Genomic DNA, 24,239 nt, shown 5'->3' on the forward strand with positions numbered 1-24,239 from the left:
GACGCTATCGCCCGGAGGCGCCCCCCGCCGCGTCGGGGTTCTGCTCTTCCGCCACGCCGGGGTTCTGCTCTTCGCGGGGTTCCGCGGCTTCCCGCGCCTGTGCCGCTTCCCGCGCTTGCGCGGTTTCCGGCCCCTGGACGATGCGCACGGCGTCGCTGAGTGCCTGGCGCTGTTCCTCGCTCATCATCCCGAAGAACGCGACGAGAGCGGCGGCCGCGTTGTCGCTCTGCGACCAGGCGTCGTTCATCAGCGCGGCGGCGTAGGCGGCCCGGGTGGAGACGGCCTCATATCGATAGGCACGCCCTTCCGCCTCGCGGCGCACCCAGCCCTTCTGGTGGAGATTGTCCAAAACGGTCATCACGGTGGTGTACGCGATGGACCGTTCCCGCTGGAGGTCTTCCAGGACTTCTCGAACGGTCACCGGGCGGTTCCACTTCCACACCCGCGTCATGACCGCGTCTTCGAGTTCTCCCAATGGGCGAGGCACAGCTCAGAACAATAGTGGGAGATTCCACCGAAGGCCTGCCGGACGGGCACCAAGGCCCCCGAAGCGGACAAAAAGGGCGTACGGCTCGGCGGCACCGGGGTGGGGTGCGCGGAACCGTACGCCCTGACGGGGCGGGCGGGCCGGGAAGGCTCAGGCTTCGGCGGCGGGGGCCTCGCGGCCGCCCTCCACGCGCGCGAGCGCGGCGTCGACGGCCGCGTCCTCCTTGGCCTTGGCGGCCCCGCCCTGGGTCTTCACGATCACCCTGACCACACCGATGAAGAACACGGCCATGACGACCGGGGGCACGAGCGCGGCGACGTAGTCCATGACACCAGAGTAGCCACGCGGGCCGGGACGAACGGGGCGGGGTGGGCGCGCCGTCGCTCAGCCGGCGGCCAGTTCCCGCGACCGTGCCCGGCCGGCGGGCGGCGCGGGCGGCTTGCGGCGCGGGAAGACCTCGCCCGGCGTCGGGACGGGACGTTTCGGGGACGGGTCCGCCGCGGGGCGCTCGGCGGGCCGCCCGGGAGGGGCCTGTCCGGGCTTCGGGGCGGGCTTGCGAGCGGGTTCCTCCCGCTCCTCGGCCGCACGGGCCGCCTCGCCCCCCGCGCCGCCCCTGAGGGCCAGCAGGCGTGTCCTGGAGGGCGGTACGGCGGGGGCGGGGACCTTGCGCGCGCCCTGCGCGAAGCGGGCCCTCACGTCCTGCTCGGCGAGCGCACGGCAGCGCTCCAGCAGAGCGGCGGCCTTCGGGTTCCCGCGCAGCGCCCGCAGGGCGGCCAGGTCGTCCGGCGTCGGCCGGTGTCCGATGCCCAGCACCTCCTCCAGCAGGGTGAGGTAGCCGGCCGCCGTGCCCGGCAGGGCGGCGCGGTACCGGTCGAGGTCGGCCACCAGGAAGGCGCGCAGCCGGGCCGCCTCGCGCACCGCCTCGTCCAGGGACGCGGCGAGGCGGAAGCAGTCCTTGACGTCCTCGGCGGACGCTCGGCCTGGGTGGAGGGCGAGGGCGAGGGCGCGGCGGAGCACACGCAGCTCCTCGGCGCCGAACGCCATGCCGCCGCGGGATCCGTAGGGCGTGGGCATGCGGAGACGCTACCGCTAATCGGACAAAAGTGATGGATCGGTGCATTGTGTCGCCGCGTGTCGCCGCCCGGTTTCCCTCGACCGGTGTCACCCGCGCGCGTGAACGGCGAGAACCGGCGCCCCACCGGGCGCCGGCCCCCTCACGGCCTCGACACGTTCCGCTCGTAGACCAGGCGCAGTCCGATCAGGGTCAGCCAGGGCTGGTGCTCGTCGATCACCGAGGACTCCCCCAGCACCACCGGCGCGAGGCCGCCGGTGGCGATCACCGTGACGTCGTCGGGGTCGTCGGCCAGTTCCCGGGCCATCCGGTTCACCACGCCGTCGACCTGCCCGGCGAAGCCGTACACGACGCCCGACTGCATGGCCTCGACGGTGGACTTGCCGATCACGTTGCGCGGCCGGGCCACCTCGATCTTCCGCAGCTGGGCGGCCCTGATCCCGAGGGCCTCCACCGAGATCTCGATGCCGGGCGCGATGACCCCGCCGAGGTACTCCCCGCGCGCGGAGACCGCGTCGAAGGTGGTCGCCGTGCCGAAGTCGACGACGATCGCCGGGCCGCCGTACAGCTCGTTCGCCGCGACCGCGTTGATGATCCGGTCGGCGCCGACCTCCTTGGGGTTGTCGAACTGGATCGGCACCCCGGTCTTCACCCCCGGTTCGACCAGCACCGCGGGCACGTCGCCGTAGTAGCGGCGGGTGACCTCGCGCAGTTCGTGCAGCACGGACGGGACGGTCGCGCAGATGGCGATGCCGTCGATGCCGTCGCCCAGGCCGTCGCCGAGCAGCGGGTGCATGCCCATCAGGCCGTGCAGCAGGACCGCGAGCTCGTCCGCGGTGCGACGCGCGTCCGTGGAGATGCGCCAGTGCTCGACGATGTCCTCGCCGTCGAACAGGCCGAGCACGGTGTGCGTGTTTCCGACGTCGATCGTGAGCAGCATGGGTGTTACTCCGCCTCGCGCAGGTCCAGGCCGACGTCCAGGATCGGCGAGGAGTGGGTGAGGGCGCCGACGGCCAGGAAGTCCACGCCGGTCTCGGCGTAGGCGCGCGCGGTGTCCAGGGTGAGCCGGCCCGAGGCCTCCAGCAGCGCCCGCCCGGCGACGATCCCGACGGCCTCCGCGCACTCGCCGGGCGTGAAGTTGTCCAGCAGGACCAGGTCGGCGCCCGCCTCGACGACCTCGCGCAGCTGGTGCAGGGTGTCGACCTCCACCTCGATCGGCACGTCCGGGAAAGCCTCCCGCACGGCCTTGAAGGCCGGCGCGACGCCGCCGGCGGCGACCACGTGGTTGTCCTTCACCAGGGCCGCGTCCGAGAGCGACATGCGGTGGTTGACGCCGCCGCCGCAGCGCACGGCGAACTTCTCCAGGGAGCGCAGCCCGGGCGTGGTCTTGCGGGTGTCGCGTACGCGGGCCTTGGTGCCCTCCAGGACGTCCGCCCACGCGCGCGTGGCGGTCGCGATGCCGGACAGCCGGCACAGCAGGTTCAGGGCGCTGCGCTCGGCGGTGAGCAGGTCCCGGGTGCGCGTGGTGACCGACAGCAGCTTCTGCCCGGCCTCGACCCGGTCGCCGTCCTCGACGTGCCGCTCGACCTCGAACTCGTCGGTGCAGACCACCGAGAGCACGGCCTCGGCGACCCGCAGGCCCGCCACCACGCCGGCCTCGCGCGCGGTGAAGTCGCCGGTGGCGACCGCGTCCTCGGGGATGGTCGAGACGGTCGTCACGTCCACCCCGCCGTCCAGGTCCTCCTGGATGGCGACGTTGGCGATGTCCTCCACCTCGACGGGGTCGAGGCCGGCGGCGGCCAGCAGTTCGGCGAGCGCGGGGTCGAGCCCGCACTCCAGGTACTCCTCGTCGCCCTCGGCGCCGCAGGCGCAGCCGTCGCCGCAGCCGCCGGTCGGGGCGAGGGGAAGGTCGTCGGTGCTCACTTCTGTCACTGCTCCTGGGAAGGCTGGTGGGGCCGGGTAGGGGGGAAGTCTGCGGTGTCGGTGGTGCCGACGGCCAGCGCCCGGTCCGGGCCGAGCCGTACGACGATGTGGCGCCGCCACTGGGCGTCGTCGCGCTCGGCGCGGTCCTCGCGCCAGTGGCAGCCGCGGGTCTCCTCGCGCCGCAGGGCGGCGGCGACCAGGACCCGGGCCACGCACAGGAGGTTGGTGGCCTCCCAGGTGTCGACGCCCGGCTCGGCGGTCTTGCCGTTGTCCCGCAGGGCGTCGCAGGCCTCGCCGTGCAGCCGCTGGAGCTGGTCGGCGGCCTGCTGGAGCGAGTTCGCCGAGCGCAGCACGCCCGCGCCCCGGGTCATGATCCGCTGGATGGCGAACCGGGACTCGGGCGCCAGCAGCGGGTGCTCGGGCGTCTCGGGGCGCGCGAGCGGCTCGGGCACGCGCGCGCGGAGGCCGCCCGCCTGCCGCGCGCCGGCGATGTCGGCGGCGATGCGCTCGGCGTACACGAGGCCTTCGAGCAGGGAGTTGGAGGCGAGCCGGTTGGCGCCGTGCACGCCGGTGCAGGCGACCTCGCCGCACGCGTACAGGCCTGGCACGGTCGTGCGCCCCCGCTCGTCGGTGCGGACGCCGCCGGAGGCGTAGTGGGCGGCCGGGGCGACCGGGACGGGCTCCGTCACCGGGTCGATGCCGTGGGCGCGGCAGGCGGCCAGGATGGTCGGGAAGCGGTGCTCCCACATCTCGGCGCCGAAGTGCCGGGCGTCGAGGAACATGTGCTCGGCGTCCTGCTCCCGCATGCGGCGCATGATGCCCTTGGCGACGATGTCCCGGGGCGCCAGCTCGGCCAGCTCGTGCTGCCCGACCATGAAGCGCACGCCGTCCGCGTCGACCAGGTGGGCGCCCTCGCCGCGCACCGCCTCGGACACCAGCGGCTGCTGGCCCTCTGCGTCCGCCCCGAGGAACAGCACGGTCGGGTGGAACTGCACGAACTCCAGGTCGCTGACCTCGGCGCCCGCGCGCAGCGCCAGGGCCACGCCGTCGCCGGTCGACACGGAGGGGTTGGTCGTCGCGGAGAACACCTGGCCCATGCCGCCGGTCGCCAGGACCACCGCGGGGGCGTGCACGGCGCCCACGCCGTCGTGCTGGCCCTCGCCCATCACGTGCAGGGTGACGCCGGCCGTGCGGCCCTCGTCGTCGGTCAGCAGGTCGAGCGCGAGCGCGTTCTCGACGGTGCGCAGCCCACGCGCGCGCACCGCCTCCACCAGGGCGCGGGAGATCTCCGCGCCGGTGGCGTCCCCGCCCGCGTGCGCGATACGGCGCCGGTGGTGGCCGCCCTCGCGGGTGAGCTGGATGCCGCCCTCGTCGTCGGTGTCGAAGTGGGCGCCGGTGGAGATCAGCCGCCGTACCGCGTCGGGGCCCTCGGTGACGAGGATGCGCACCGCCTCCTCGTCGCAGAGGCCGGCGCCTGCCACCAGGGTGTCGTCGAGGTGCTGCTCGGGGGTGTCGCCCTCGCCGAGGGCAGCCGCGATGCCGCCCTGCGCCCAGCGCGTGGAGCCGTCGTCGAGGCGGGCCTTGGTGACGACGACCGTGGTCAGGCCCGCGGCCTCGCAGCGCAGCGCAGCGGTCAGGCCCGCCACCCCGGAGCCGACGACGACCACGTCCGCGCGGATGCTCCACCCGGGTGCGGGCGCGTACAGGCGGGGGCGAGCGCGAAGCGCTCCCGCTCGAGGGTGGTGGTGGGCGACGGACGGGCGTATGCCTGTGCTGGTCACGAGGCGGCTCCGAGGGATCCGAAGGTCAGGGGGAGGTTGTCGATCAGCCGGGTGGCGCCGACGCGGGCGGCCACGGCGAGGACGGCCTCGCCGGTGAAGCCGTCGCCGACCTCGGTGAAGTCGGAAGGGTCGACCAGGGCGAGGTAGTCCAGCTTCAGCGGCGGGTCGAACCGGGCGGCCTCGTCGAGGACCTGGTGGACGGCGGCGCGGACGGCCGCCGGGCCGCCGGGCGCGGCGGTGGCGACGGCGTGCGCGTCGGCCGCGGCGCGGGACTCGCCTATGGCGCTCAGCGCCTCCGCGCGGGCGTGCGTGGAGGGCACTTCGCGGGCCCGCGCGCGCAGCGCCTCCTGGGCGGCGTGCCGGTCCCGGCCGGCGAACAGGGCGCGGGACAGCGCGAGGGCGGTGCGGCGCTCACCGGGCGAGAGGTAGCGGTTGCGGCTGGACAGGGCGAGCCCGTCCTGCTCGCGCACGGTCGGCACGCCGACGATCTCCACGCCGAAGTTCAGGTCGCGCACCATGCGCCGGATCAGGGCGAGCTGCTGGGCGTCCTTCTGGCCGTACAGGGCGACGTCGGGGCGGGTGAGGTGCAGCAGCTTGGCGACGACGGTGAGCATCCCGTCGAAGTGGCCGGGCCGCGAGGCCCCCTCCAGGCGCTCGCCCATGGGGCCGGCGGTGATGCGCACCTGCGGCTCGCCGCCCGGGTACACCTCGTCGACGGCGGGCGCGAAGACGGCGTCGGCGCCCGCCTGTTCGGCGACCTTCAGGTCGGCGTCCAGGGTGCGCGGGTAGCGGTCGAGGTCCTCGCCGGGGCCGAACTGCAGCGGGTTGACGAAGACGGTGACGACGACCTCGCCGTCCGGTCCGGCGATCCGGCGCGCGGTGCGGATCAGCGTGGCGTGACCCTCGTGCAGCGCGCCCATGGTCATCACGACGGCACGGCGGCCGCGGCGCACGCGCGCGTGCAGCTCTTCGGCGGTGCTCAGCAGGGCGGTGGTCATCAGGCGTTCCCCTCGGTGCCGTTGGTGCCGGTCGTGCCGTCGGGGCCGTCGGGGCCGTCGGCCAGCACGCCCAGGAGGTCCTCGGCGAGCTCCGGTTTCAGCAGGCCGTGGGCGAGGGCCCGGTCGGCGGTGGCGCGGGCCATCGCCAGGTAGCCGGCGACGGTCTGCGGGGAGTGCTCGCGCAGTTCGGCGACGTGCGCGGCGACCGTTCCGGCGTCCCCGCGCGCGACGGGTCCGGTGAGCGCGGCGTCGCCGGAGCGCAGCGCGTTGTCCAGGGCGGCGCCGAGCAGCGGGCCGAGCATCCGGTCGGGGGCACCGACGCCGGCCGTGCGCAGCAGCTCCATGGACTGCGCCACCAGGGTCACCAGGTGGTTGGCGCCCAGGGCGAGGGCCGCGTGGTACAGCGGGCGGTTCTCCTCGCTGATCCACTCGGGCTCGCCGCCCATCTCGATGACCAGCGCCTCGGCGGCCAGCCGCAGCTCCCCGGGCGCGGTGACGCCGAAGGAGCAGCCCGCGAGGCGCTGGACGTCGACCGGGGTGCCGGTGAACGTCATCGCCGGGTGCAGCGCCAGCGGCAGCGCGCCCGCGCGCAGGGCGGGGTCGAGGACTTTCGCGCCGTACCGGCCGGAGGTGTGCACGAGCAGTTGCCCGGGCCGTACGGCGCCGGTCTCGGCGAGGCCGTCGACAAGGCCGGGCAGCGCGTCGTCGGGGACGGTGAGCAGCACCAGGTCGGCGCGCTGGAGGACCTCGGCGGGCGGCACCAGCGGCACGTCAGGGAGCATGGTCGCGGCGCGTCTGCGGGAGGCGTCGGAGACTCCGGACACGGCCACCGGGCGGTGCCCGGCGAGCTGCAGGGACGCGGCCAGGGCGGGGCCCACGCGTCCGGCGCCGACGACGCCCACGGTGAGCCGCGCGGGGCGGTCCTTGAGGTCTGGCTGGTGGACTGTACTCACGCGACGGTGGCCTTCCCGTTCCAGTCCGCTCTGGGTACCGGACGATTTCTCGTCATGTTAACGCTATCCGGTGCGGCGGCGGCCGGCCGTCCACAGGCTGTGGGTTTCCCCACGGGCCCGGCGCGGGGAAACCCGGCTGCCGTGCCGGGGCCGCGCAGGGCATGATCCCCCGCATGAGCGATACGGCTGAGCAGGACGAGGAACGGTCGGCGGCACAGCGGCTGCGCGAGCGACGCCGGACCGCCGTGCGGCAGGCGCGGCGGGTGCTGTCACGCGCGGGCGTGCGGGGCACGATCCGCGAGCGGCTGGCGCTGCTGCAGGAGGCCGCCCCGCACGTGTACGACCTGGACGGGCCGGCGGACGTCTACGGCGACGGGATCGTGGCCGCCCTCGAGGAACGGGTCGCCGCGCTGCTCGGCACGGAGGCCGCCGCGTTCTTCCCGACCGGCACGATGGCCCAGCAGGTCGCCCTGCGCTGCTGGGCGGCGCGCACCGGCGACACCACCGTGGCCCTGCACGGCCTGGCCCATCCCGAGGTGCACGAACGGCACGCGTTCAGTCAGGTCGCCGGTCTGCGCCCGGTCCGGGTGACCAGCGAGCCCCGGCTGCCCACGGCCGAGGAGATACGCGACTTCCCCGAGCCCTTCGGGGCGCTGATGCTGGAGCTGCCCCTCAGGGACGCCGGTTTCCTGCTGCCCTCCTGGGAGGAGCTGACCGAGGTCGTGGCGGCGGCCCGGGAACGCGACGCGGTGGTGCACTTCGACGGGGCGCGCCTGTGGGAGTCGACCGTCCACTTCGGCCGCTCCCTGGACGAGATCGCCGGCCTGGCGGACAGCGTCTACGTGTCGTTCTACAAGTCCCTCGACGGCTTCGGCGGCGCGGCGCTGGCCGGCCCGGGGACCCTGGTCGAGCAGGCGCGGACCTGGCGCCACCGCTACGGCGGCACGGTCTTCCAGCAGTTCCCGACCGCACTCTCGGCGCTCGTCGGGCTGGACCGGGAGCTGCCCCGGCTGCCTGAGTACGTGCGCCACGCGCGCGTGGTCGCGCAGGGGCTGCGCGAGGGGTTCGCCGAGGCGGGCCTGCCGTGGGCGCGGGTGAACCCCGAGGTGCCGCACACCCATGAGTTCCAGGTCTGGCTGCCTTACCGGCCCGAGGTGGTGGCCGAGGCGGCGGTGCGGCAGGGCGAGGAGACCTCGGTGCTGCTCTTCGCGAACGTCTGGCAGGAGGCCGGGCCCGGCGTCGCCTGCACCGAGGTCACCGTCGGCTCGGCGGGCCTGGAGTGGACGGCGGACGACGTGCGGGCGGCGGTCGCGGACTTCGCGACCCGGCTGCCGGCGGCGCCGTAGCCGGGAGCGCCGTAGCCGGGTGGGCGCGGCCGGCGGCTCACCGGGTGGGCGCGGCCGGCGGCTCAGTCGAACCGGATGTGGCGCAGGCCCACCCGGGCCTGCCGCAGCCGGGTGCGTACCGGCCCGCCCTGGTGGGGGCGGAGCGTGAGGCCGGCCAGGACGGCGATGCGGTCCGCTGTCCTCGGCACGGTGGCGTGGTCCGTCCACAGGTGTTCGGCGAACTCCGGCTCGCGCAGCCGCCGCAGGCAGTGGTCGAGCCGGCCCACCGCCCAGGTCTCCCGGCCCGGTCCGGCCCCCTTCCGGCCGGGGAGCCGCAGCAGGTGCCCGAGGCCGCGCTCGCGCAGCCTCCTGAGCACCGTCTCGCGTTCGGCGAGCAGCGTGAAGTGCCGGACGTCGTGACCGAGTTCGCGCAGGCGGCCGACCGTCTCGGCGAAGTGGCCGGGGTCGGTCACCGTCATCGGGGCGATGACCACGCCCTCGTGCCCGGTGAGGGCCAGGTCGAGGACCTCCACGACGCCCTGCCGCCAGGACGCCAGGTCCTGGAAGTCACCGCGCAGTCCGGGCGGAAGCATGTGGTGGAGGCCGAAGCCCACGTGCTCGGGGTCGCAGACGACGCTGCCGGGCAGGCGGCGCTGGATCTCGTACGCGGTCTGCGTCTTGCCGCCCCCGAAGGGGCCGTTGATCCACAGGAGCATGACCGCGACCCTACCGACGCGGGCCGCCCGCCGGGCCCGGTCAGCCGTGGCCGCCGGCCCGCACCAGCCCGGTCTCGTAGGCCAGCACCACCACCTGCACCCGGTCGCGCAGGCCGAGCTTGGTCAGGATGCGGCCCACATGGGTCTTCACGGTCGCCTCGGACAGCACCAGCCGGGCCGCGATCTCCCCGTTGGACAGTCCCTGGGCGACCAGCACCATGACCTCGCGCTCGCGCTCCGTGAGCCGCTCCAGCTCCTTGTGGCGGGGCTCCTTGGCGCCGGACGGCAGCATCGGCGCGAACCGGTCCAGCAGGCGCCGGGTGGTGGAGGGCGCCACCACCGCGTCGCCGCTGTGCACGGCGCGTATCGCCGTCAGCAGCTCGCCGGGCGGCACGTCCTTGAGCATGAAGCCGGAGGCGCCCGCCTTCAGCCCGGAGAAGGCGTACTCGTCCAGGTCGAACGTGGTCAGGATGAGCACCTTCGGCGGGTCGGGCTCGGCGCAGATCCGCCGGGTGGCCTCCACACCGTCCAGCTTCGGCATGCGGACGTCCATCAGGACGACGTCGACGTCGGTCGAGCGGACCGTCAGGAGAGCCTCGACGCCGTCGCCCGCCTCGGCGACGACCTCCATGTCCGGCTGGGCGGCGAGCACCATCCGGAACCCGGTGCGCAGCAGCACCTGGTCGTCGACGAGCATCACGCGGATCGTCATCGGGGTCCTCTTCCGTTTTCCGTTCGAATCAGGGTCGGGGGGTTCGTGCGGGGGTCGCGCCGAGGGGCGTGACAGGTGTCAACAGGGGGCGTGCGGCAGCGTCAGTGCGCTGGTTTGAGCGGCAGCAGTGCGCTGATGCGGAAGCCTCCACCAGGGCGCGGGCCGGCGTCCAGGGTGCCGCCGACCATGCCGACCCGCTCCCGCATGCCGATCAGGCCGTGCCCCTGCCCGTCGGCGCCGCCCTCCTCGTACAGCTCGTGCGGAGCGCCCTTGCCGTCGTCCTCCACCAGCAGCCCGAGCCCGTCGTCGAAGTAGACCAGGCGCACGCTCGCGCCCGCGTTGGGCCCGCCGTGCTTGCGGGTGTTCGTGAGCGCCTCCTGCACGATCCGGTACGCGGTCAGCTCCACCCCGCTGGGCAGCGGGCGCGGGGTGCCCTCGACCTTGAAGTCGACGGGCAGGCCCGAGGTGCGGCACTGCTCGACGAGGTCGTCGATCTGGTCGACGTCCGGCTGCGGGACGTACTCCCCCGTCTCCTGGTGCTCGCCGGTGCGCAGCACGCCCAGCAGGCGGCGCATCTCGGCGAGGGCCTGCCGGCCGGTGGAGGAGATGGTCTCCAGGGCCTTCTTCGCCTGGTCGGGGGCGGCGTCGAGGACGTAGGCGGCGCCGTCGGCCTGCACGACCATCACCGAGACGTTGTGCGCGACGACGTCGTGCAGCTCGCGCGCGATCCGGGCGCGCTCGGCGGCGACCGCCACCTTGGACTGCGCCTCGCGCTCCCGCTCCAGCCGGGCGGCGCGCTCCTCGAGCTGGGCGAAGTAGGCCCGGCGGGTGCGCATGGAGTCGCCGAGCACCCAGGCCAGGGCGAACGGCACGGTCTGGAACGCGGCTATCGCGAGCTGGCCCAGCACGCCGGTGTGCGCCGCCGGCCAGCGGATCTGGGCCAGGGCGGCCGCGAACAGGGTGACGGTGAGGGCCAGCCGGGAGGCCCAGCGCGCCCCCATCGTCGCGACCGTGTAGGTGATCACCAGCATGGCGAAGTCGGCGACGGTCGACTCGATGTCCAGGACGAGCTGGGCCAGCCCGGTCGTGAGGGCCAGCAGCAGCATCGGCTCGGGGAAACGGCGGCGCAGCGCCACGACGACGCACAGCACGGCGGACACCGCCAGCCCCCCGGCGAGCGGCATGTGGTGTCCGGGCGCCTTGCTGAGACTCACCACGCTCACGCCGGAGAGCCCGAACAGGACGACGGCCCAGAAGCCGTCGACCCATGTCGGGTGCCTGCGGAGAAAGTCATAGAGGCGCTGCACGTAACCCAGAGTAGGGAAATGAAGTGAGTGCAGGGGTCAACCGGAGGGCCGATCCCCACGGGGCACACGTACTCCGCAAGGTGGAGGAAGTGATCAGCTGTGCGCCTAGTCTGTTCCGGTGACGGACGAGGCGCCCGCCCGGAGCGGGCACGAGGGACGCGGGTGGCGGCAGGCGGCCCAGGAGGCGCTGTACGGGCCGGACGGCTTCTACCGGCGGCCCGAGGGCCCGGCCGGGCACTTCCGTACGTCGGTCCACGCCTCCCCGCTGTTCGCGGACGCCGTGGCACGGCTGCTGTGCCGCGTCGACGAGGCGCTCGGCCGGCCGGCGGCCCTGGACTTCGTCGACATGGGGGCCGGGCGGGGCGAGCTGGTCGGCGCGGTGCTCGCGGCCCTGCCGGCCGGCGTGGCCGCCCGCGCGCGCGGGTACGCCGTCGAGCTCGCCGCGCGTCCGGCGGCGCTGGACGAGCGGATCACCTGGCTGAGCGAGCCGCCGGACACGGTCACCGGGCTGCTGTTCGCCAACGAGTGGCTGGACAACGTACCGGTGGACGTCGCCGAGGTGGACGCGGCCGGGGTGCCCCGGCTGGTGCAGGTCGCGGCGGACGGCGCCGAGCGGCTCGGGGAGCCGGTTTCGGGGCCGGACGCGGACTGGCTGGCCCGGTGGTGGCCGCTGCCCGCCGAGCCGGGGCTGCGCGCGGAGCTCGGACGGCCCCGTGACCTGGCCTGGGCGGCAGCGGTCCGGCGGGTGCGGCGGGGGCTCGCGGTCGCCGTGGACTACGCGCACACCGCCGGCGCGCGTCCGCCGTTCGGCACGCTCACCGGGTTCCGGGAGGGGCGCGAGACGGCGCCCGTTCCGGACGGCTCCTGCGACATCACGGCGCATGTCGCGCTCGACGCGTGCGCCGCCGCTTCCCCGCCCGCGCGTCTGCTCACGCAGCGCGACGCCCTGCACGCCCTCGGCGTCACCGACGCACGCCCCCCGCTCGCACTCGCCTCCACCGACCCGGCGGCCTATGTGCGCGCCCTCGCGAGCGCCGGCGAGGCCGCGGAACTCACCGCCCCCGCCGGACTGGGCGGGTTCGGGTGGCTGCTCCGGCCGGTCGGCGTCCCCGATCCGCTCGCCTGAACCCGGCGGCCCGCCGGGCCCTGCCTGACCCCACCTGCCTCCGCTCGACCCTGCTCGGCCCTACTCGGCCCTGCTCGGCCCTGCTCGGCCCTACTTGTCGATGTCTCCCACCACGAAGAACATCGACCCCAGGATCGCCACCATGTCGGCCACCAGCGTCCCCGGCAGCAGTTCGGTCAGCACCTGGATGTTGTTGTACGACGCCGAGCGCAGCTTCAGCCGGTACGGGGTCTTCTCCCCCTTGCTGACCAGGTAGTAGCCGTTGATCCCGAGCGGGTTCTCGGTCCACGCGTACGTGTGCCCCTCGGGCGCCTTCAGCACCTTCGGCAGCCGCTGGTTGACCGGCCCCGGCGGCAGCTCGGCCAGCCGGTCCAGGCAGGCGTCGGCGAGGTCCAGCGCGTTGTGGGTCTGCTCCAGCAGGCACTCGAAGCGGGCCAGGCAGTCGCCCTCGTCCCGGGTGACGACCTTCAGGACGTCCTGGAGCTCGCCGTACGCCAGGTAGGGCTCGTCGCGGCGCAGGTCGAAGTCGACGCCGGAGCCGCGCGCGATGGGCCCGCTCACGCCGTAGGCGTGCACGGCCTCAGGCGCGAGCGCCCCCACGCCACGGGTGCGCCCGCGGAAGATCTCGTTGCCGAGCACCAGGTCGTCGAAGACGCCCATGCGCGAGCGGACGGCGGCGACGGCGGCACGCGCGCGTGCCGCCCACCCGGCCGGCAGGTCCTCCTTGAGGCCGCCGACGCGGTTGAACATGTAGTGCATGCGGCCGCCGGAGACCTCCTCCATCACGTTCTGGAGCACCTCGCGCTCCCGGAACGCGTAGAACACCGGCGTGATCCCGCCCAGCTCCAGCGGGTACGACCCGAGGAACATCAGGTGGTTGAGCACCCGGTTCAGCTCGGCGAGCAGCGTGCGCGTCCACACCGCGCGCTCGGGGACCTCCATGCCGAGCATCCGCTCCACCGCGAGGACCACGCCCAGCTCGTTGGAGAACGCCGACAGCCAGTCGTGGCGGTTGGCGAGCATGATGATCTGCCGGTAGTCGCGCGCCTCGAACAGCTTCTCCGCGCCCCGGTGCATGTAGCCGATCACCGGCTCCGCGTGCTGGATGCGCTCGCCGTCCAGCACCAGCTTGAGCCGCAGCACGCCGTGCGTGGACGGATGCTGGGGGCCGATGTTGAGCACCATGTCGGTGCTCTCGGCGGCGCCGCCGACGCCGACCGTGGTCTCCGTCGCAGTCATGCACCCAGTCTCCCCTACGTACGCTGGCCCCATGGAGACGGGGAGCCCGGCGCTGACCGGGGTGGCGGGGGACGAACCGGTGTGGCGGGGCCTGCCGCCCGGGCTGCTGCGCATGCGCCGGCTGCTGCTGGTGGTGTGGACGGGCGCGCTCGTCCTGGCGGCGGGGCTGCTGCCCGGCCTGCTCGCGGGGCCCGCCTGGGCCGCCTTCGCGCTGCTGCCCCTGGCCCCGGCCGCCTGGGCCTGGCTGCTGCTGGGCCGCAACTGGCACTCCTGGCGGTACGCCGAGCGCGCCGACGACCTGCTGATCCGCCGCGGGGTCCTGTGGCGCGAGGAGACCGTGGTGCCGTACGGGCGGATGCAGCTCGTGGAGGTCACCTCCGGCCCCCTGGAGCGCCACTTCGGGCTGGCCAGCGTCCAGCTCCACACCGCGGCCGCGGCGACCGACGCCGTCATCCCGGGCCTGGACCCGGGCGAGGCGGAGCGGCTGCGCGACCGGCTCACCGAGCTGGGCGAGGCCCGGTCGGCGGGCCTGTGACGGCCCCGGCTCCCGGCGGCGGGCCGGACGCCCCGCCGGTCGCCGAGCGGCGGCTGCACCCCGTCACACCGTTCCGGCGGGCCTGGGCGCCGGTCGCCGTGCTCGCCGGCTGGGCCGTGCACGACCCGAACGCGGCGCAGGAGCAGCTGGCGAGGCTGACCGGCACCATGCTCCTCGTCGGGCTCAGCGTGCTGGTCCCGGCGGCCGGTCTGTACGGCTTCCTGTCCTGGTGGTTCACGCACTTCGCGGTCACCGGCGGCGAACTGCGCATCCGCACCGGCCTGCTGTTCCGGCGCACCGCGCACATCCGGCTGGAGCGCATCCAGGCGGTCGACGTCACCCGTCCGCTCCTCGCGCGCGTGGCGGGGGTGGCCAAGCTCCGCATCGACGTCGTCGGCGCCGCCAAGAAGGACGAACTCGCCTTCCTGGGCGAGCGGGAGGCGCGCGCCCTGCGCGCGGAACTGCTCGCGCGCGCGGCGGGCTTCGCCCCCGGGACGGCACGGGAGGTCGGCGAGGCACCGGCGCGGGAACTGATGCACGTGCCTCCGCGCGCGCTCGCCCTCTCCCTGCTGCTGACGGGCGCCACCTGGGGCTCGCTGGCCGCCGCCCTGGTCGTACCGCCCCTGCTGTTGCTCGCCACGCACAGCGTGTGGACGGTCCTCGCCACCGCCCTGCCGCTGCTGGGCGCCGCGGGCGCCAGCAGCACGGGCCGGTTCGTCGCCGAGTACGACTGGTCGGTGGGCGAGTCGCCGGACGGGCTGCGCATCGACCGCGGGCTGCTCGACCGCGCGCACGAGACGGTCCCGCCGGGCCGGGTCCAGGCGGTGCGGGTCGTCGAACCGCTGCTGTGGCGGCGGCCGGGCTGGGTTCGGGTCGAACTGGACGTGGCCGGATCCGACAACTCGGTGCTCGTGCCGGTCGCCCCGCGCGCGGCCGCCGAGTCGGTCATAGCGCGCGTGCTGCCCGGTGCGACCGTACCGGCGTCACCGGTCCGGCCGCCGCGCCGGGCCCGCTGGTGCGTGCCGGTGTGGTGGCGCGGGCACGGCCTCGCGGTCACGGACGCGGTGTTCGCCGCCCGGCACGGCCTGCTGCGCCGCCGGCTGTCCCTGGTCCCGCACGCCAAGGTGCAGAGCGTACGGCTCACCCAGGGACCCTGGGGACGGCTGTGGCGCCTCGCCGACGTGCACGTGGACACCGGGGCCGGACGGACCGTCACGGCCCGGCTGCGCGACGCGGACGAGGCCGCCCGGCTGCTGGCCGCGCAGGCCGAGCGCTCGCGCACCGGCCGCCGGGACGCCCGCCCGGACCGCTGGATGGCCTGAGTCGGGCGGCCGCCGCGCACGGCGGAGCCCGGCGCCCCTCGCGGGGTGCCGGGCTCCGTTCCGTGGGTCGCCGTGACGGCTCAGGAGGCCGCGCTGCGCAGCCCCTGGATGTCGATCTGTTCCGTCTCGTCGTGCGCGGTCAGGTCGATGACCTGGCCGACGCCGCGAGCCTCGTCGCCGGCGGGCTTGAACTCGGCCTCGGCCTCGGCCTTGTGCAGCGCCAGGGCCTCCTGCCCGACGACGTCCGCCAAGTCCTCGTTCTGCACCGAGTCCAGCGCACCGGGCGGGGTGTCCTTGTGGGTGCCGAAGAAGTCGAACCCGCCCTCGACCGCGGGGCGCCGGGCGGGCGCGGCCGGTACGACGGCCACCGCGGTCGGCACCGTGAAGTGCCCAGCGGGCTGCTGCCCGGCGGACTTGGCGGGCTCGGACGGCGCCGTCAGGGCGGCGGCCGGGCGCGCGTGCTCGCCGGCCGCCGCGGACTTCCCCTGCCCCTCGTCCTCCTGGACGGCGCCTTCGCCGCGGGGAGCGCCGGCCGCTTCGGTCAGGCCCCGGGCGCCCTCTCCTTTGGCGGCCGCGCCGGGCGGCACGGGACCGGCGGACCGGGACCCGGCCGACGGCTCGGCGGGCGACCCGGCGACGGGCTCGGCGGCCCCGGCGCCGGCGGCAGGCCTGCCGGGGGCCGCGGCTGCGGGCTTCGCGGGGGTCTCGGTGTCCGCCACCGCGGGAGCAGCGGCCTCGGGCTTCGCCGGGATTCCGGTCCCCGCCTCCGGCTGGGCGGGGGCGCCGGCCTCGAACCGGGCCAGTGCCGTCGCGGCCCGCAGGTAGAGCCGGGAGCCCTCGGGCGAGAAGACCGCGCGGGGCTCCGGCTCCTCCTCCTCGGCCGTGTCCGCCGTCGCCGCCGTCCCCGGAGCCTGGAGAGTCCCGGACGGCTCGGGCTCCGCGCTGCGCGCGGGCGGCAGCGCGGGCGCGCCGGACGGCTCGGCCGCCTCGATCTCCAGCAGCCGGCGTCCCTCCAGGGCGCTCGCCCGCTCGGTCTCGGCGGTCGCGTAGCGGCGCAGCAGGGCCGCGTGCTCGTTGCGCAGCCCGGCCAGCTCGGCGCGCTTGGCGCGCAGGCGCCGTTCGAGCTTGGTGCGCAGCTCCCGCGACTCCTCCAGGTCGGTCTCCAGTTCGGCGAGCCGCTCCTCGAAGCGCCACTCGTCGCCGGCACGCGCGCGCGTGAGGTCGGCGACCTGCTTGCCGGCCTGGGTGTCCCAGCGGCGCATCACGAAGGCACCGGCGACGGCGGTCGCCGCGGCGACCGCGGCCAGCACCCGCAACACGGTGGCCTCGGAGAACACCCAAGGACCCAGCGCGCAGACGACGGAGACGCCGGCGATGGCCGACGGTGGCAACAGCCGGTGCAGAGGCGGTGAATGGCGGTGGCGTCCACGTGGCATGGCCAGAAACTTACCGCGCGTAGGCGAATCATGGGTCCCCGCCCCGTAAAAACCCAGCCACACCGAAAGCTTCGGTGGTCCCGTGGGCACCGGACTCAGCGGTCGCTCAGCCGTCCGCTGAGCCACTGCAGCGCCGCCGGGATCTCGCGGCGCCAGGTGTTGAAGTTGTGCCCGCCGCTGTCCAGGATGATCGAGGAGATCCGGGTCCGGTTCGTGGCCTTCACGCGCGCGATGAACCTCAGCGTGTCCCGGTAGTCGTGCTCGCCGACCCGGCTGCTGGTGACGAGCAGTGAGGTGTCGGGCGCCGGGGCGTGCTTGAGGAGCCACCACAGATCGGAGCGGTCGCGCAGGTTCCGGTCGCCGTGGAAGAGGTCGCCGGTCGTGGGGTCGGTCGGCGCCCTGTAGTACGGCGACAGACCCACGCCGGCCGCGTACACGTCCGGGTGGCGCATGGCCAGCTTCAGCGCGCAGTAGCCGCCGGTGGAGTCGCCGATGACACCCCAGCTGCCGGGCCGTCTGCCCACCCGGTAGTGGGCGAGCACGGCCTCGGGGAGGTCCTTGGCGAAGAACGTCTCGGTCTGCGGGCCGCCCGGCACGTCCACGCACTCGGTGTCGCGCGGCGGCGCCACGGTCGGCCGCAGCATCACCAGGATCATCGGCTGCCCCCGCCCGTCCTTGGCCAGCTCCTGCGCCGTGCGCGGGTAGTTCAGCTTGTCGACCAGCGCCTGCGCCGTACCGGGGTAGCCGGTCAGCACGACCGCCGCCGGGAACGTACGCGTGCGGTAGCGCGGCTGGAAGTACTCGGGGGGCAGGTACACGTACGCCGGTGAGGCGATGCGGGATGCGCGGCCCGTGATGTCGACCCGCTGTATCCGCCCGGCCGCCCCGGGCCCGGAGGCCCCCGTCACGCCCGGCACCGGGGAGGTGGAGAGCACCTGCAGCGGACCGCCCGAGCCGCCGCCCGAGGTGTGGTCGACGACGACCCCCTGCTCGGTCTGCCGGCCGAACAGGTCCGCCCAGTCCGCGTAGAAGCCGAAGACCTGGTTGGCGCCGATCCCCAGGGAGGCGAGGAGGGCGAGCTGGGTGGCCAGCAGCAGACCGACGCGTCCGCTGACGGACCGCCAGCTCCGTCTGGCCAGCCGGGGCCACAGCCACACCGTGGCGACGAACAGCACCACGGCGAGCATGACCGCCAGCGCCAGCACCTTGTTGCTCGTGAGACCCATGGGCTGTTACCGCCTGCGCTTTCCGCCCGCGCACCCCCGCATGTTTCGTCGCGAGGACTTGCCCGGGGCTTTCCTTGGCCTTTGACCCGGCTTTTCCGAGGGGAGTGAACCTCTCTCCCCGAGACACCGTCCTAGAGGGCGCAATGTCGCCGGATGCCCCGATCGGCACCGGGTTCAAGGTCTCTCGCAGAACTACGGGATGCGATGTCTGTCAGGATAGATGGGGAAATGTCGGGCCAGGTTCCGAGCCGATCGAGCCGGGCGCGGCGCATCCTGCGCGGCCCGCGCCCCGATGCCGTCCCCACCCTGGTCGCCAGGGCGTGCGCCGTCGTGGGCGTCCTGGACATCGCCGCGGGCGTCTTCCCGCGCTTCCGCCACAGCCGCATGCACGCCCTGGCCGAAGTCCTGCCCGGCTCCTTCGGACCCTTCGCCGCGGCCCTGTCGCTGAGCGCCGGCGTGCTGCTGCTGCTGCTCGCGCACGGGCTCAGGCGGCGCAAGCGCCGGGCCTGGCGCGCCGCGGTCGCGCTCCTCCCGGCGGGCGCGGTGGCCCAGTTCGTCTACCGGCACTCCCTCCTCGGCATGCTCATAGCGGTTGCGCTGCTGGTGCCGCTGCTGCGCCACCGCGACGAGTTCGCCGCCCTCCCCGACCCCCGCAGCCGCTGGCGCGCGCTGGCCAACTTCGTGCTGATGAGCGCCGGTTCGCTCGCCCTCGGCCTGGTCATCGTCAGCGTCCACCCGGACCGCACGATCGGCGACCCGAGCCTCGCCGACCGGCTGACCCACGTCCTGTACGGACTGTTCGGCTTCGAGGGCCCGGTGGACTACGCCGGCAACACCTCGTGGACCGTCGCCTTCTCGCTGGGCGCGCTCGGCTGGCTCACCACGGCCACCACCGTCTACCTGGCCTTCCGCCCCGAACACCCGGCCGCCCGCCTCACCGAGGAGGACGAGGCCAGACTGCGCGCGCTGCTGCACCGGCACGGCCGCCGCGACTCCCTGGGCCACTTCGCGCTGCGCCGCGACAAGGCCGTCGTCTTCTCGCCCAGCGGCAAGGCGGCCGTCACCTACCGCGTCGTCTCCGGTGTGATGCTCGCCAGCGGTGACCCGATCGGCGACGTCGAGGCCTGGCCCGGCGCCATCGAGCGCTTCATGGACGAGGCCAGGGCGCACTCCTGGACCCCCGCCGTCATGGGCTGCTCCGAGACCGGCGGCGAGGTGTGGACCCGGGAGACCGGCCTGGACGCCCTGGAGCTGGGCGACGAGGCGGTGGTCGACGTGGCGGATTTCTCGCTGGCCGGACGCGCGATGCGCAACGTGCGCCAGATGGTCAAGCGCATCGAGCGGGCCGGCTACGAGACCCGGGTACGGCGCATCCGTGACCTCGGCGACGCCGAACTGGAGCGCATCCGACGGGCCGCGGAGGACTGGCGCGGCACCGACACCGAACGCGGCTTCTCCATGGCCCTCGGCCGTATCGGCGACCCCGCCGACGGCGACTGCCTGATCGCCACCGCCCACAAGGCCGAGGAGCAGCCCGGCGAGTACGGCGACCTCAAGGCGATCCTGCACTTCGTGCCCTGGGGCGAGGACGGAGTCTCACTGGACCTCATGCGCCGTGACCGCGCCGCCGACCCCGGCATGAACGAACTGCTGATCGTCGCCGCCCTGCAGGCCGCCCCGAAGTTCGGCGTCACCCGGGTCTCGCTGAACTTCGCGATGTTCCGCTCCGCCCTCGCGCGCGGGGAGAAGATCGGCGCGGGCCCGGTGCTGCGCGCCTGGCGCGGGCTGCTGGTCTTCCTCTCCCGCTGGTTCCAGATCGAGTCGCTGTACAAGTTCAACGCCAAGTTCCAGCCCCGCTGGGAACCCCGCTTCGTCGTCTACCGCGCCTCGGCCGACCTGCCCCGCATCGGCTTCGCCGCCATGCAGGCCGAGGGCTTCGTCGACCTCGCGCTGCCGCTGCCGCGCTTCCTGCGCCGGCGCGGGGCCGCCGTCCGGCGCCCCTGCGCGCACACGGTCACGGAACACGACATGCGGGCGGCATGAGCCCCGCACCCCGCGGCCCGGGCTTTCCGGGCCGCCCCGCCCGGCGGGGCGCCACCGCGCGTTCCGGGCCCCTCCCTGGGCCTACGCTGAAGGTATGAACAACCTCAGCGGGCGCGGCCGAGTGGCAGGCCTTCCGGCATGGGACCGGTGCGCGGTCATGGGAGTCGTGAACGTGACCCCCGACTCCTTCTCCGACGGCGGCCGCTGGTTCGACACGGGCGCCGCCGTCAAGCACGGAATGGAACTGGTCGCCCAGGGCGCGGACCTGGTCGACGTCGGCGGCGAGTCCACCCGCCCGGGCGCCACCCGCGTCGACGAGGACGAGGAACTCAGGCGCGTCATCCCCGTCGTGCGCGGTCTCTCCTCCGAGGGCGTCGTCGTCTCCGTCGACACCATGCGCGCGCGTGTCGCCGAGCAGTCCCTCGCCGCCGGCGCCGCCCTGGTCAACGACGTCAGCGGCGGCCTGGCCGACCCCGCGATGATCCCCGCGGTCGCCGCCGCCGGCGCTCCCTTCGTGGTCATGCACTGGCGCGGCTTCCTGGAGGGCGGCAACGTCCGGGGCGCCTACCAGGACGTCGTCGCCGAGGTCGTGGACGAACTGCGCACGCGCGTGGAGGCCGTGCTGGCGGGGGGCGTCGCCCCCGACCGCGTCGTCGTCGACCCCGGACTCGGCTTCTCCAAGGAGGCCGGGCACGACCTCACCCTCCTCGCCCACCTCGACCGGCTGCGCGCCCTCGGCCACCCGCTGCTCGTCGCCGCCTCCCGCAAGCGGTTCCTCGGCCGCGTCCTCGCGGGCCCGCAGGGCGCGCCGCCGCCGGCCCGCGAACGCGACGCCGCCACCGCCGCCGTCTCCGCGCTCGCCGCGCAGGCCGGCGCCTGGGCGGTGCGCGTGCACGAGGTGCGCGCCACCGCCGACGCGGTACGGGTCGCACGCGCCGTGGAGGAGGCTCGCACGGAACGGTCCGCGCCGGGCGCGGGCGGCGAGCGCGGGGCGGAAGGAACCCGGTGAGCGCCCCGTACACCGACGTCGAACAGGTGGAGGCCGCCAACACCGCCTTCTACGAGGCGATGGAACGCGGGGACTTCGAGGAGCTGTCCTCCCTCTGGCTCGTCCCCGCCGACCTCGGCGTCGACGAGGAGTACCACGACCCGGCCGACACCGGCGTGGTCTCCTGCGTCCACCCCGGCTGGCCGGTGCTCACCGGCCGCGCCGAGGTCCTCAGGTCGTACGCGCTGATCATGGCGAACACCGACTACATCCAGTTCTTCCTCACCGACGTGCACGTCTCGGTCACGGGTGACACCGCCCTGGTGACCTGCACCGAGAACATCCTCAGCGGCGGCCCGGCCCCCGAGGACGGCGCCGAGCTCGGCCCCCTGCTCGGCCAGCTCGTCGTCGCCACGAACGTCTTCCGCCGCACCCCCACCGGCTGGAAGCTCTGGTCCCACCACGCCTCGCCGGTGCTCACCGAGACCGACGAGGAGGACGAGAACGGTCAGGAAGGTGTCAATGGGGTGAATCCGGACGACGATCCCCTGATCTGAACGGCCGGGCGCGGCACGGCGGCCCAGAAGTGGTTGGAATCACGAACCGGGGGGTAGGTGCGGCTACCAGCCCCTGACGCGGCCGGGTTCCCCAGGGAGAACACGCGGTGAAACCTCCGGGTCCCGGCCCGGCCCGCGCCCCGGTGCCCCGGGTGTGTCGGCGCCCGCAGGTAGATTCGTCCATGGCCGGTGTGCCGTCCGCACGTGGCACCGTCCGGCCGTTCCCGACGATTGCAGGAGTGATTCGCGTGGATCGTGTCGCGCTGCGCGGCCTGAAGGCCCGCGGGTACCACGGCGTGTTCCCCAAGGAACGCGAGGAGGGCCAGACCTTCCTCGTCGACCTCGTCCTCGGCCTGGACACCCGGCCGGCCGCCGCCGACGACGACCTCACGAAGACGGTGCACTACGGCATCGTCGCGGAAGAGGTCGTGGCCGTCGTGGAGGGCGAGCCGGTCAACCTCATCGAGACCCTCGCCGAGCGGATCGCCCAGACCTGCCTGAAGCACGAAGGGGTCCTGGAGGTCGAGGTCTGCGTCCACAAGCCGGACGCCCCGATCACCGTCCCCTTCGACGACGTGACCGTCACCATCACCCGGAGCCGAGTATGACCCGACCTTTCACCCAGGGTCACAGCGACCCGACCGTCCAGCCCGTGCCCGCCGCGGTCGTCGAGCAGGTCGACGCCGCCGACACCACGCTGAGCAACCCCAAACGGGCCGTGATCTCCATCGGCTCCAACCTCGGCAACCGCCTGGAGACCCTCCAGGGAGCCGTCGACGCCCTCGAGGACACCCCCGGCGTCCGCGTGAAGGCGGTCTCCCCCGTCTACGAGACCGAGCCCTGGGGCGTCGAACCGGGCTCACAGCCCTCCTACTTCAACGCGGTCGTCGTCCTCAAGACCACTCTGCCCCCGTCCTCCCTGCTGGAGCGGGCCCACGCCGTCGAGGAGGCCTTCCACCGGGTCCGTGACGAGCACTGGGGGCCGCGCACCCTGGACGTCGACATCGTCGCCTACGCCGACGTCACCTCCGACGACCCGGTGCTGACCCTTCCCCACCCCCGCGCCCACGAACGCGCCTTCGTGCTCGCGCCCTGGCACGACGTCGACCCGCAGGCGCAGCTTCCCGGCCGCGGCCCGGTGGCCGACCTGCTGTCGGGCGTCACCCGCCACGGCGTCGAAGCACGCGCGGACCTGGAACTCCGACTGCCCGAGTAGTCGTTAAGGTCAAGACGACCACAGTCCGGGACGGTCCGGGGGAGCTGAAGGGACACCGTGAAACAGCTGCGCATCAGGGTGCTGGCCGGCGTGTTCGTCGTGGCCGGGATCCTGTCCTGGGCGGGCGCCCGCCTCTGGAACTCGGTCGGGACCCTGCCCAGCGTCCCCCTGGCCGCCCCCGTCGTCCTCGCCCTGATCGCCGTGGTGCTGCTCGCCACGGCGCTCTCGCTGCGCGCCCGCCTCAAGGCCCAGCGCGAGCGCCGCCCCGGAGCGAAGGGCGTCGACCCCCTGATGGCCGCCCGGGCGGTCGTCTTCGGCCAGGCCAGCGCCCTGGTGGCCGCCCTCGTCGCCGGCATGTACGGCGGCACGGGCGTCTTCCTGCTGGAACTCCTCGACATCCCCACCCGCCGCGACCAGGCCTTCTACGCCGGCTTCTCGGTCCTGGCCGGCATCGCCGTCATAGCGTCGGCCCTGTTCCTCGAACGGGTCTGCAAACTCCCCGAGGACGACGACCAGAACCACCCGGGCGCGGAGCCGGTGGCCTGACCACCGGCCGGAGCCGGTGGGAGCCGCCGCCGGTCCGGCGGTGGTGTCAGCGCGCCATGATGAGGCTCATCGCCTCGTTCCGCGTCGCCGCGTCCCGGAGCTGGCCGCGCACCGCCGAGGTGAGGGTCTTCGCGCCCGGCTTGCGGATGCCGCGCATCGACATGCACATGTGCTCGCACTCGACGACCACGATCACCCCGCGGGGTTCGAGTATCTCCATGAGCGAGTCCGCGATCTGCGTGGTGAGCCGCTCCTGCACCTGCGGGCGACGGGCGTAGACGTCCACGAGACGAGCCAGCTTGGACAGGCCGGTTATCTTTCCGGAAACGGCCGGAATGTAGCCAACGTGAGCAACGCCCCTGAACGGGACGAGATGGTGCTCACATGTGCTGTACACCTCGATGTCCTTCACCAGGACCATCTCGTCGTGTCCCATGTCGAACGTGGTCGTGAGGACGTCCTCGGGCTTCTGCCACAGCCCCGCGAAGATCTCCTGGTACGCCCGCGCCACCCGACCCGGGGTCTCCCTCAGGCCCTCACGGTCCGGGTCCTCACCGACCGCGATCAGCAGCTCCCGCACGGCGTTCTCGGCGCGCTTCTCGTCGAACTCGCCGATGCGGCCCTCGCCGTCCAGCGTCACGGGGTCGGTCATCTGGGTTCCTCGTTCCTGTGCCTGTCACGCGTGCGGCGCACACGCTCTGTCCCCGGGCATACGAAATGCCGCACCCCCC

Annotated in this window: 25 protein-coding genes; 10 read left to right on the forward strand and 15 right to left on the reverse strand. The window is 74.2% G+C overall.

Annotation, left to right across the window (positions count from 1 at the left end; genetic code table 11):
* Window positions 1-4: 4 nt before the first annotated feature.
* The 8 genes from ACFQ9Z_RS11480 to ACFQ9Z_RS11515 form a co-directional block, all read right to left on the reverse strand.
* The gene (locus ACFQ9Z_RS11480) at window positions 5-451 is read right to left on the reverse strand and encodes a BlaI/MecI/CopY family transcriptional regulator (RefSeq protein ID WP_383015789.1); all 447 of its coding nucleotides are present in this window, start codon (window positions 449-451) and stop codon (window positions 5-7) included.
* Between the two features lie 186 nt (window positions 452-637).
* Window positions 638-814: a hypothetical protein gene (locus tag ACFQ9Z_RS11485; protein WP_174266186.1), complete on the reverse strand. Its 177-nt coding sequence runs from the start codon at window positions 812-814 to the stop codon at window positions 638-640.
* A gap of 57 nt (window positions 815-871) precedes the next feature.
* Complete coding sequence (locus ACFQ9Z_RS11490; RefSeq protein ID WP_383015792.1) at window positions 872-1,531, reverse strand: hypothetical protein; 660 nt, start codon at window positions 1,529-1,531, stop codon at window positions 872-874.
* 170 nt (window positions 1,532-1,701) lie between these two features.
* Window positions 1,702-2,499, reverse strand: a complete 798-nt coding sequence (locus ACFQ9Z_RS11495; RefSeq protein WP_383014583.1) for a type III pantothenate kinase — start codon at window positions 2,497-2,499, stop codon at window positions 1,702-1,704.
* Window positions 2,500-2,504: 5 nt separating this feature from the next.
* Window positions 2,505-3,482 carry a carboxylating nicotinate-nucleotide diphosphorylase gene (gene nadC, locus ACFQ9Z_RS11500; RefSeq protein ID WP_383014586.1) on the reverse strand — a complete coding sequence of 326 codons (978 nt, stop codon included), beginning with the start codon at window positions 3,480-3,482 and terminating at the stop codon, window positions 2,505-2,507.
* Between the two features lie 5 nt (window positions 3,483-3,487).
* Window positions 3,488-5,248 carry an L-aspartate oxidase gene (locus ACFQ9Z_RS11505; protein ID WP_383015795.1) on the reverse strand — a complete coding sequence of 587 codons (1,761 nt, stop codon included), beginning with the start codon at window positions 5,246-5,248 and terminating at the stop codon, window positions 3,488-3,490.
* Window positions 5,249-5,259: 11 nt separating this feature from the next.
* Window positions 5,260-6,261, reverse strand: coding sequence for a pantoate--beta-alanine ligase (gene panC / locus ACFQ9Z_RS11510; RefSeq protein WP_383014589.1), 1,002 nt, complete (start codon window positions 6,259-6,261; stop codon window positions 5,260-5,262).
* Entirely contained in the window at window positions 6,261-7,214 is a 954-nt protein-coding gene (locus ACFQ9Z_RS11515) for a Rossmann-like and DUF2520 domain-containing protein (protein WP_383014593.1), read from the reverse strand. Before ACFQ9Z_RS11515 ends, panC begins: the two co-directional genes overlap by 1 nt.
* A 173-nt stretch (window positions 7,215-7,387) precedes the next feature.
* Here ACFQ9Z_RS11515 and ACFQ9Z_RS11520 point away from each other — a divergent pair, with 173 nt between their 5' ends.
* Window positions 7,388-8,560 (forward strand): threonine aldolase family protein, encoded by a 1,173-nt coding sequence (locus ACFQ9Z_RS11520; protein WP_383014597.1) that lies wholly within the window; start codon window positions 7,388-7,390, stop codon window positions 8,558-8,560.
* A 62-nt stretch (window positions 8,561-8,622) separates the two neighbouring features.
* On the opposite strand, the gene ACFQ9Z_RS11525 is transcribed toward ACFQ9Z_RS11520, so the two are convergent.
* The 3 genes from ACFQ9Z_RS11525 to ACFQ9Z_RS11535 all read right to left on the reverse strand — a co-directional run bounded on the left by ACFQ9Z_RS11525 (window position 8,623) and on the right by ACFQ9Z_RS11535 (window position 11,274).
* Window positions 8,623-9,255 carry an AAA family ATPase gene (locus ACFQ9Z_RS11525; RefSeq protein ID WP_383014600.1) on the reverse strand — a complete coding sequence of 211 codons (633 nt, stop codon included), beginning with the start codon at window positions 9,253-9,255 and terminating at the stop codon, window positions 8,623-8,625.
* A gap of 40 nt (window positions 9,256-9,295) precedes the next feature.
* Complete coding sequence (locus tag ACFQ9Z_RS11530) at window positions 9,296-9,967, reverse strand: response regulator (RefSeq protein ID WP_383014603.1); 672 nt, start codon at window positions 9,965-9,967, stop codon at window positions 9,296-9,298.
* Window positions 9,968-10,068: 101 nt separating this feature from the next.
* The gene (locus ACFQ9Z_RS11535; RefSeq protein ID WP_383014606.1) at window positions 10,069-11,274 is read right to left on the reverse strand and encodes a sensor histidine kinase; all 1,206 of its coding nucleotides are present in this window, start codon (window positions 11,272-11,274) and stop codon (window positions 10,069-10,071) included.
* Window positions 11,275-11,392: 118 nt separating this feature from the next.
* On the opposite strand from ACFQ9Z_RS11535, the gene ACFQ9Z_RS11540 reads away from it, so the two are divergent.
* The gene (locus ACFQ9Z_RS11540; protein WP_383014609.1) at window positions 11,393-12,400 is read left to right on the forward strand and encodes an SAM-dependent methyltransferase; all 1,008 of its coding nucleotides are present in this window, start codon (window positions 11,393-11,395) and stop codon (window positions 12,398-12,400) included.
* A 90-nt stretch (window positions 12,401-12,490) separates the two neighbouring features.
* On the opposite strand, the gene ACFQ9Z_RS11545 is transcribed toward ACFQ9Z_RS11540, so the two are convergent.
* Window positions 12,491-13,639 (reverse strand): NADH-quinone oxidoreductase subunit D, encoded by a 1,149-nt coding sequence (locus ACFQ9Z_RS11545; RefSeq protein WP_383014612.1) that lies wholly within the window; start codon window positions 13,637-13,639, stop codon window positions 12,491-12,493.
* A gap of 31 nt (window positions 13,640-13,670) precedes the next feature.
* Between ACFQ9Z_RS11545 and ACFQ9Z_RS11550 the strand changes: the two genes are divergently transcribed.
* A complete protein-coding gene (locus tag ACFQ9Z_RS11550) occupies window positions 13,671-14,174 on the forward strand; it encodes a PH domain-containing protein (protein WP_383014615.1) in 504 nt (167 codons plus the stop codon).
* The gene (locus ACFQ9Z_RS11555; protein ID WP_383014619.1) at window positions 14,171-15,496 is read left to right on the forward strand and encodes a PH domain-containing protein; all 1,326 of its coding nucleotides are present in this window, start codon (window positions 14,171-14,173) and stop codon (window positions 15,494-15,496) included. The genes ACFQ9Z_RS11550 and ACFQ9Z_RS11555 overlap by 4 nt, the downstream gene beginning before the upstream one ends.
* 80 nt (window positions 15,497-15,576) lie before the next feature.
* Here the strand turns inward: ACFQ9Z_RS11555 and ACFQ9Z_RS11560 are convergent, their stop codons facing one another.
* Window positions 15,577-16,932 carry a hypothetical protein gene (locus ACFQ9Z_RS11560; RefSeq protein ID WP_383014622.1) on the reverse strand — a complete coding sequence of 452 codons (1,356 nt, stop codon included), beginning with the start codon at window positions 16,930-16,932 and terminating at the stop codon, window positions 15,577-15,579.
* 95 nt (window positions 16,933-17,027) lie between these two features.
* On the reverse strand, window positions 17,028-18,158 hold the full coding sequence (locus ACFQ9Z_RS11565; RefSeq protein ID WP_383014625.1) for an alpha/beta hydrolase: 1,131 nt from the start codon (window positions 18,156-18,158) through the stop codon (window positions 17,028-17,030).
* Between the two features lie 228 nt (window positions 18,159-18,386).
* Here ACFQ9Z_RS11565 and ACFQ9Z_RS11570 point away from each other — a divergent pair, with 228 nt between their 5' ends.
* The 6 genes from ACFQ9Z_RS11570 to ACFQ9Z_RS11595 all read left to right on the forward strand — a co-directional run bounded on the left by ACFQ9Z_RS11570 (window position 18,387) and on the right by ACFQ9Z_RS11595 (window position 23,508).
* Window positions 18,387-20,201, forward strand: coding sequence for a phosphatidylglycerol lysyltransferase domain-containing protein (locus tag ACFQ9Z_RS11570; RefSeq protein WP_383014628.1), 1,815 nt, complete (start codon window positions 18,387-18,389; stop codon window positions 20,199-20,201).
* Window positions 20,202-20,295: 94 nt separating this feature from the next.
* Window positions 20,296-21,210, forward strand: coding sequence for a dihydropteroate synthase (gene folP / locus ACFQ9Z_RS11575; protein ID WP_383014633.1), 915 nt, complete (start codon window positions 20,296-20,298; stop codon window positions 21,208-21,210).
* Window positions 21,207-21,746: a nuclear transport factor 2 family protein gene (locus tag ACFQ9Z_RS11580; RefSeq protein ID WP_383014636.1), complete on the forward strand. Its 540-nt coding sequence runs from the start codon at window positions 21,207-21,209 to the stop codon at window positions 21,744-21,746. The genes folP and ACFQ9Z_RS11580 overlap by 4 nt, the downstream gene beginning before the upstream one ends.
* Window positions 21,747-21,994: 248 nt before the next feature.
* On the forward strand, window positions 21,995-22,354 hold the full coding sequence (gene folB, locus ACFQ9Z_RS11585; protein ID WP_383014639.1) for a dihydroneopterin aldolase: 360 nt from the start codon (window positions 21,995-21,997) through the stop codon (window positions 22,352-22,354).
* Complete coding sequence (folK, locus tag ACFQ9Z_RS11590) at window positions 22,351-22,962, forward strand: 2-amino-4-hydroxy-6-hydroxymethyldihydropteridine diphosphokinase (protein WP_383014642.1); 612 nt, start codon at window positions 22,351-22,353, stop codon at window positions 22,960-22,962. Before folB ends, folK begins: the two co-directional genes overlap by 4 nt.
* A gap of 57 nt (window positions 22,963-23,019) precedes the next feature.
* Window positions 23,020-23,508 carry a DUF3180 domain-containing protein gene (locus tag ACFQ9Z_RS11595; protein WP_143629582.1) on the forward strand — a complete coding sequence of 163 codons (489 nt, stop codon included), beginning with the start codon at window positions 23,020-23,022 and terminating at the stop codon, window positions 23,506-23,508.
* Between the two features lie 46 nt (window positions 23,509-23,554).
* On the opposite strand, the gene folE is transcribed toward ACFQ9Z_RS11595, so the two are convergent.
* Window positions 23,555-24,160, reverse strand: coding sequence for a GTP cyclohydrolase I FolE (folE, locus tag ACFQ9Z_RS11600; protein ID WP_383014646.1), 606 nt, complete (start codon window positions 24,158-24,160; stop codon window positions 23,555-23,557).
* Window positions 24,161-24,239: the final 79 nt, after the last annotated feature.

The sequence above is a fragment of the Streptomyces sp. NPDC056580 genome (genome assembly GCF_042793175.1).
GTDB lineage: Bacteria > Actinomycetota > Actinomycetes > Streptomycetales > Streptomycetaceae > Streptomyces.

What these genes read in the sequence shown, in the direction of transcription:
- ACFQ9Z_RS11480 (WP_383015789.1), bottom strand. Translation starts at nt 451, where the DNA reads ATGACGCGGGTGTGGAAGTGGAACCGCCCGGTGACCGTTCGAGAAGTC.
- ACFQ9Z_RS11485 (WP_174266186.1), bottom strand. Translation starts at nt 814, where the DNA reads ATGGACTACGTCGCCGCGCTCGTGCCCCCGGTCGTCATGGCCGTGTTC.
- ACFQ9Z_RS11490 (WP_383015792.1), bottom strand. Translation starts at nt 1,531, where the DNA reads ATGGCGTTCGGCGCCGAGGAGCTGCGTGTGCTCCGCCGCGCCCTCGCC.
- ACFQ9Z_RS11495 (WP_383014583.1), bottom strand. Translation starts at nt 2,499, where the DNA reads ATGCTGCTCACGATCGACGTCGGAAACACGCACACCGTGCTCGGCCTG.
- panC (WP_383014589.1), bottom strand. Translation starts at nt 6,261, where the DNA reads ATGACCACCGCCCTGCTGAGCACCGCCGAAGAGCTGCACGCGCGCGTG.
- ACFQ9Z_RS11520 (WP_383014597.1), top strand. Translation starts at nt 7,388, where the DNA reads ATGAGCGATACGGCTGAGCAGGACGAGGAACGGTCGGCGGCACAGCGG.
- ACFQ9Z_RS11525 (WP_383014600.1), bottom strand. Translation starts at nt 9,255, where the DNA reads ATGCTCCTGTGGATCAACGGCCCCTTCGGGGGCGGCAAGACGCAGACC.
- ACFQ9Z_RS11530 (WP_383014603.1), bottom strand. Translation starts at nt 9,967, where the DNA reads ATGACGATCCGCGTGATGCTCGTCGACGACCAGGTGCTGCTGCGCACC.
- ACFQ9Z_RS11545 (WP_383014612.1), bottom strand. Translation starts at nt 13,639, where the DNA reads ATGACTGCGACGGAGACCACGGTCGGCGTCGGCGGCGCCGCCGAGAGC.
- ACFQ9Z_RS11550 (WP_383014615.1), top strand. Translation starts at nt 13,671, where the DNA reads ATGGAGACGGGGAGCCCGGCGCTGACCGGGGTGGCGGGGGACGAACCG.
- ACFQ9Z_RS11560 (WP_383014622.1), bottom strand. Translation starts at nt 16,932, where the DNA reads ATGCCACGTGGACGCCACCGCCATTCACCGCCTCTGCACCGGCTGTTG.
- ACFQ9Z_RS11565 (WP_383014625.1), bottom strand. Translation starts at nt 18,158, where the DNA reads ATGGGTCTCACGAGCAACAAGGTGCTGGCGCTGGCGGTCATGCTCGCC.
- ACFQ9Z_RS11570 (WP_383014628.1), top strand. Translation starts at nt 18,387, where the DNA reads ATGTCGGGCCAGGTTCCGAGCCGATCGAGCCGGGCGCGGCGCATCCTG.
- folP (WP_383014633.1), top strand. Translation starts at nt 20,296, where the DNA reads ATGAACAACCTCAGCGGGCGCGGCCGAGTGGCAGGCCTTCCGGCATGG.
- folK (WP_383014642.1), top strand. Translation starts at nt 22,351, where the DNA reads ATGACCCGACCTTTCACCCAGGGTCACAGCGACCCGACCGTCCAGCCC.
- folE (WP_383014646.1), bottom strand. Translation starts at nt 24,160, where the DNA reads ATGACCGACCCCGTGACGCTGGACGGCGAGGGCCGCATCGGCGAGTTC.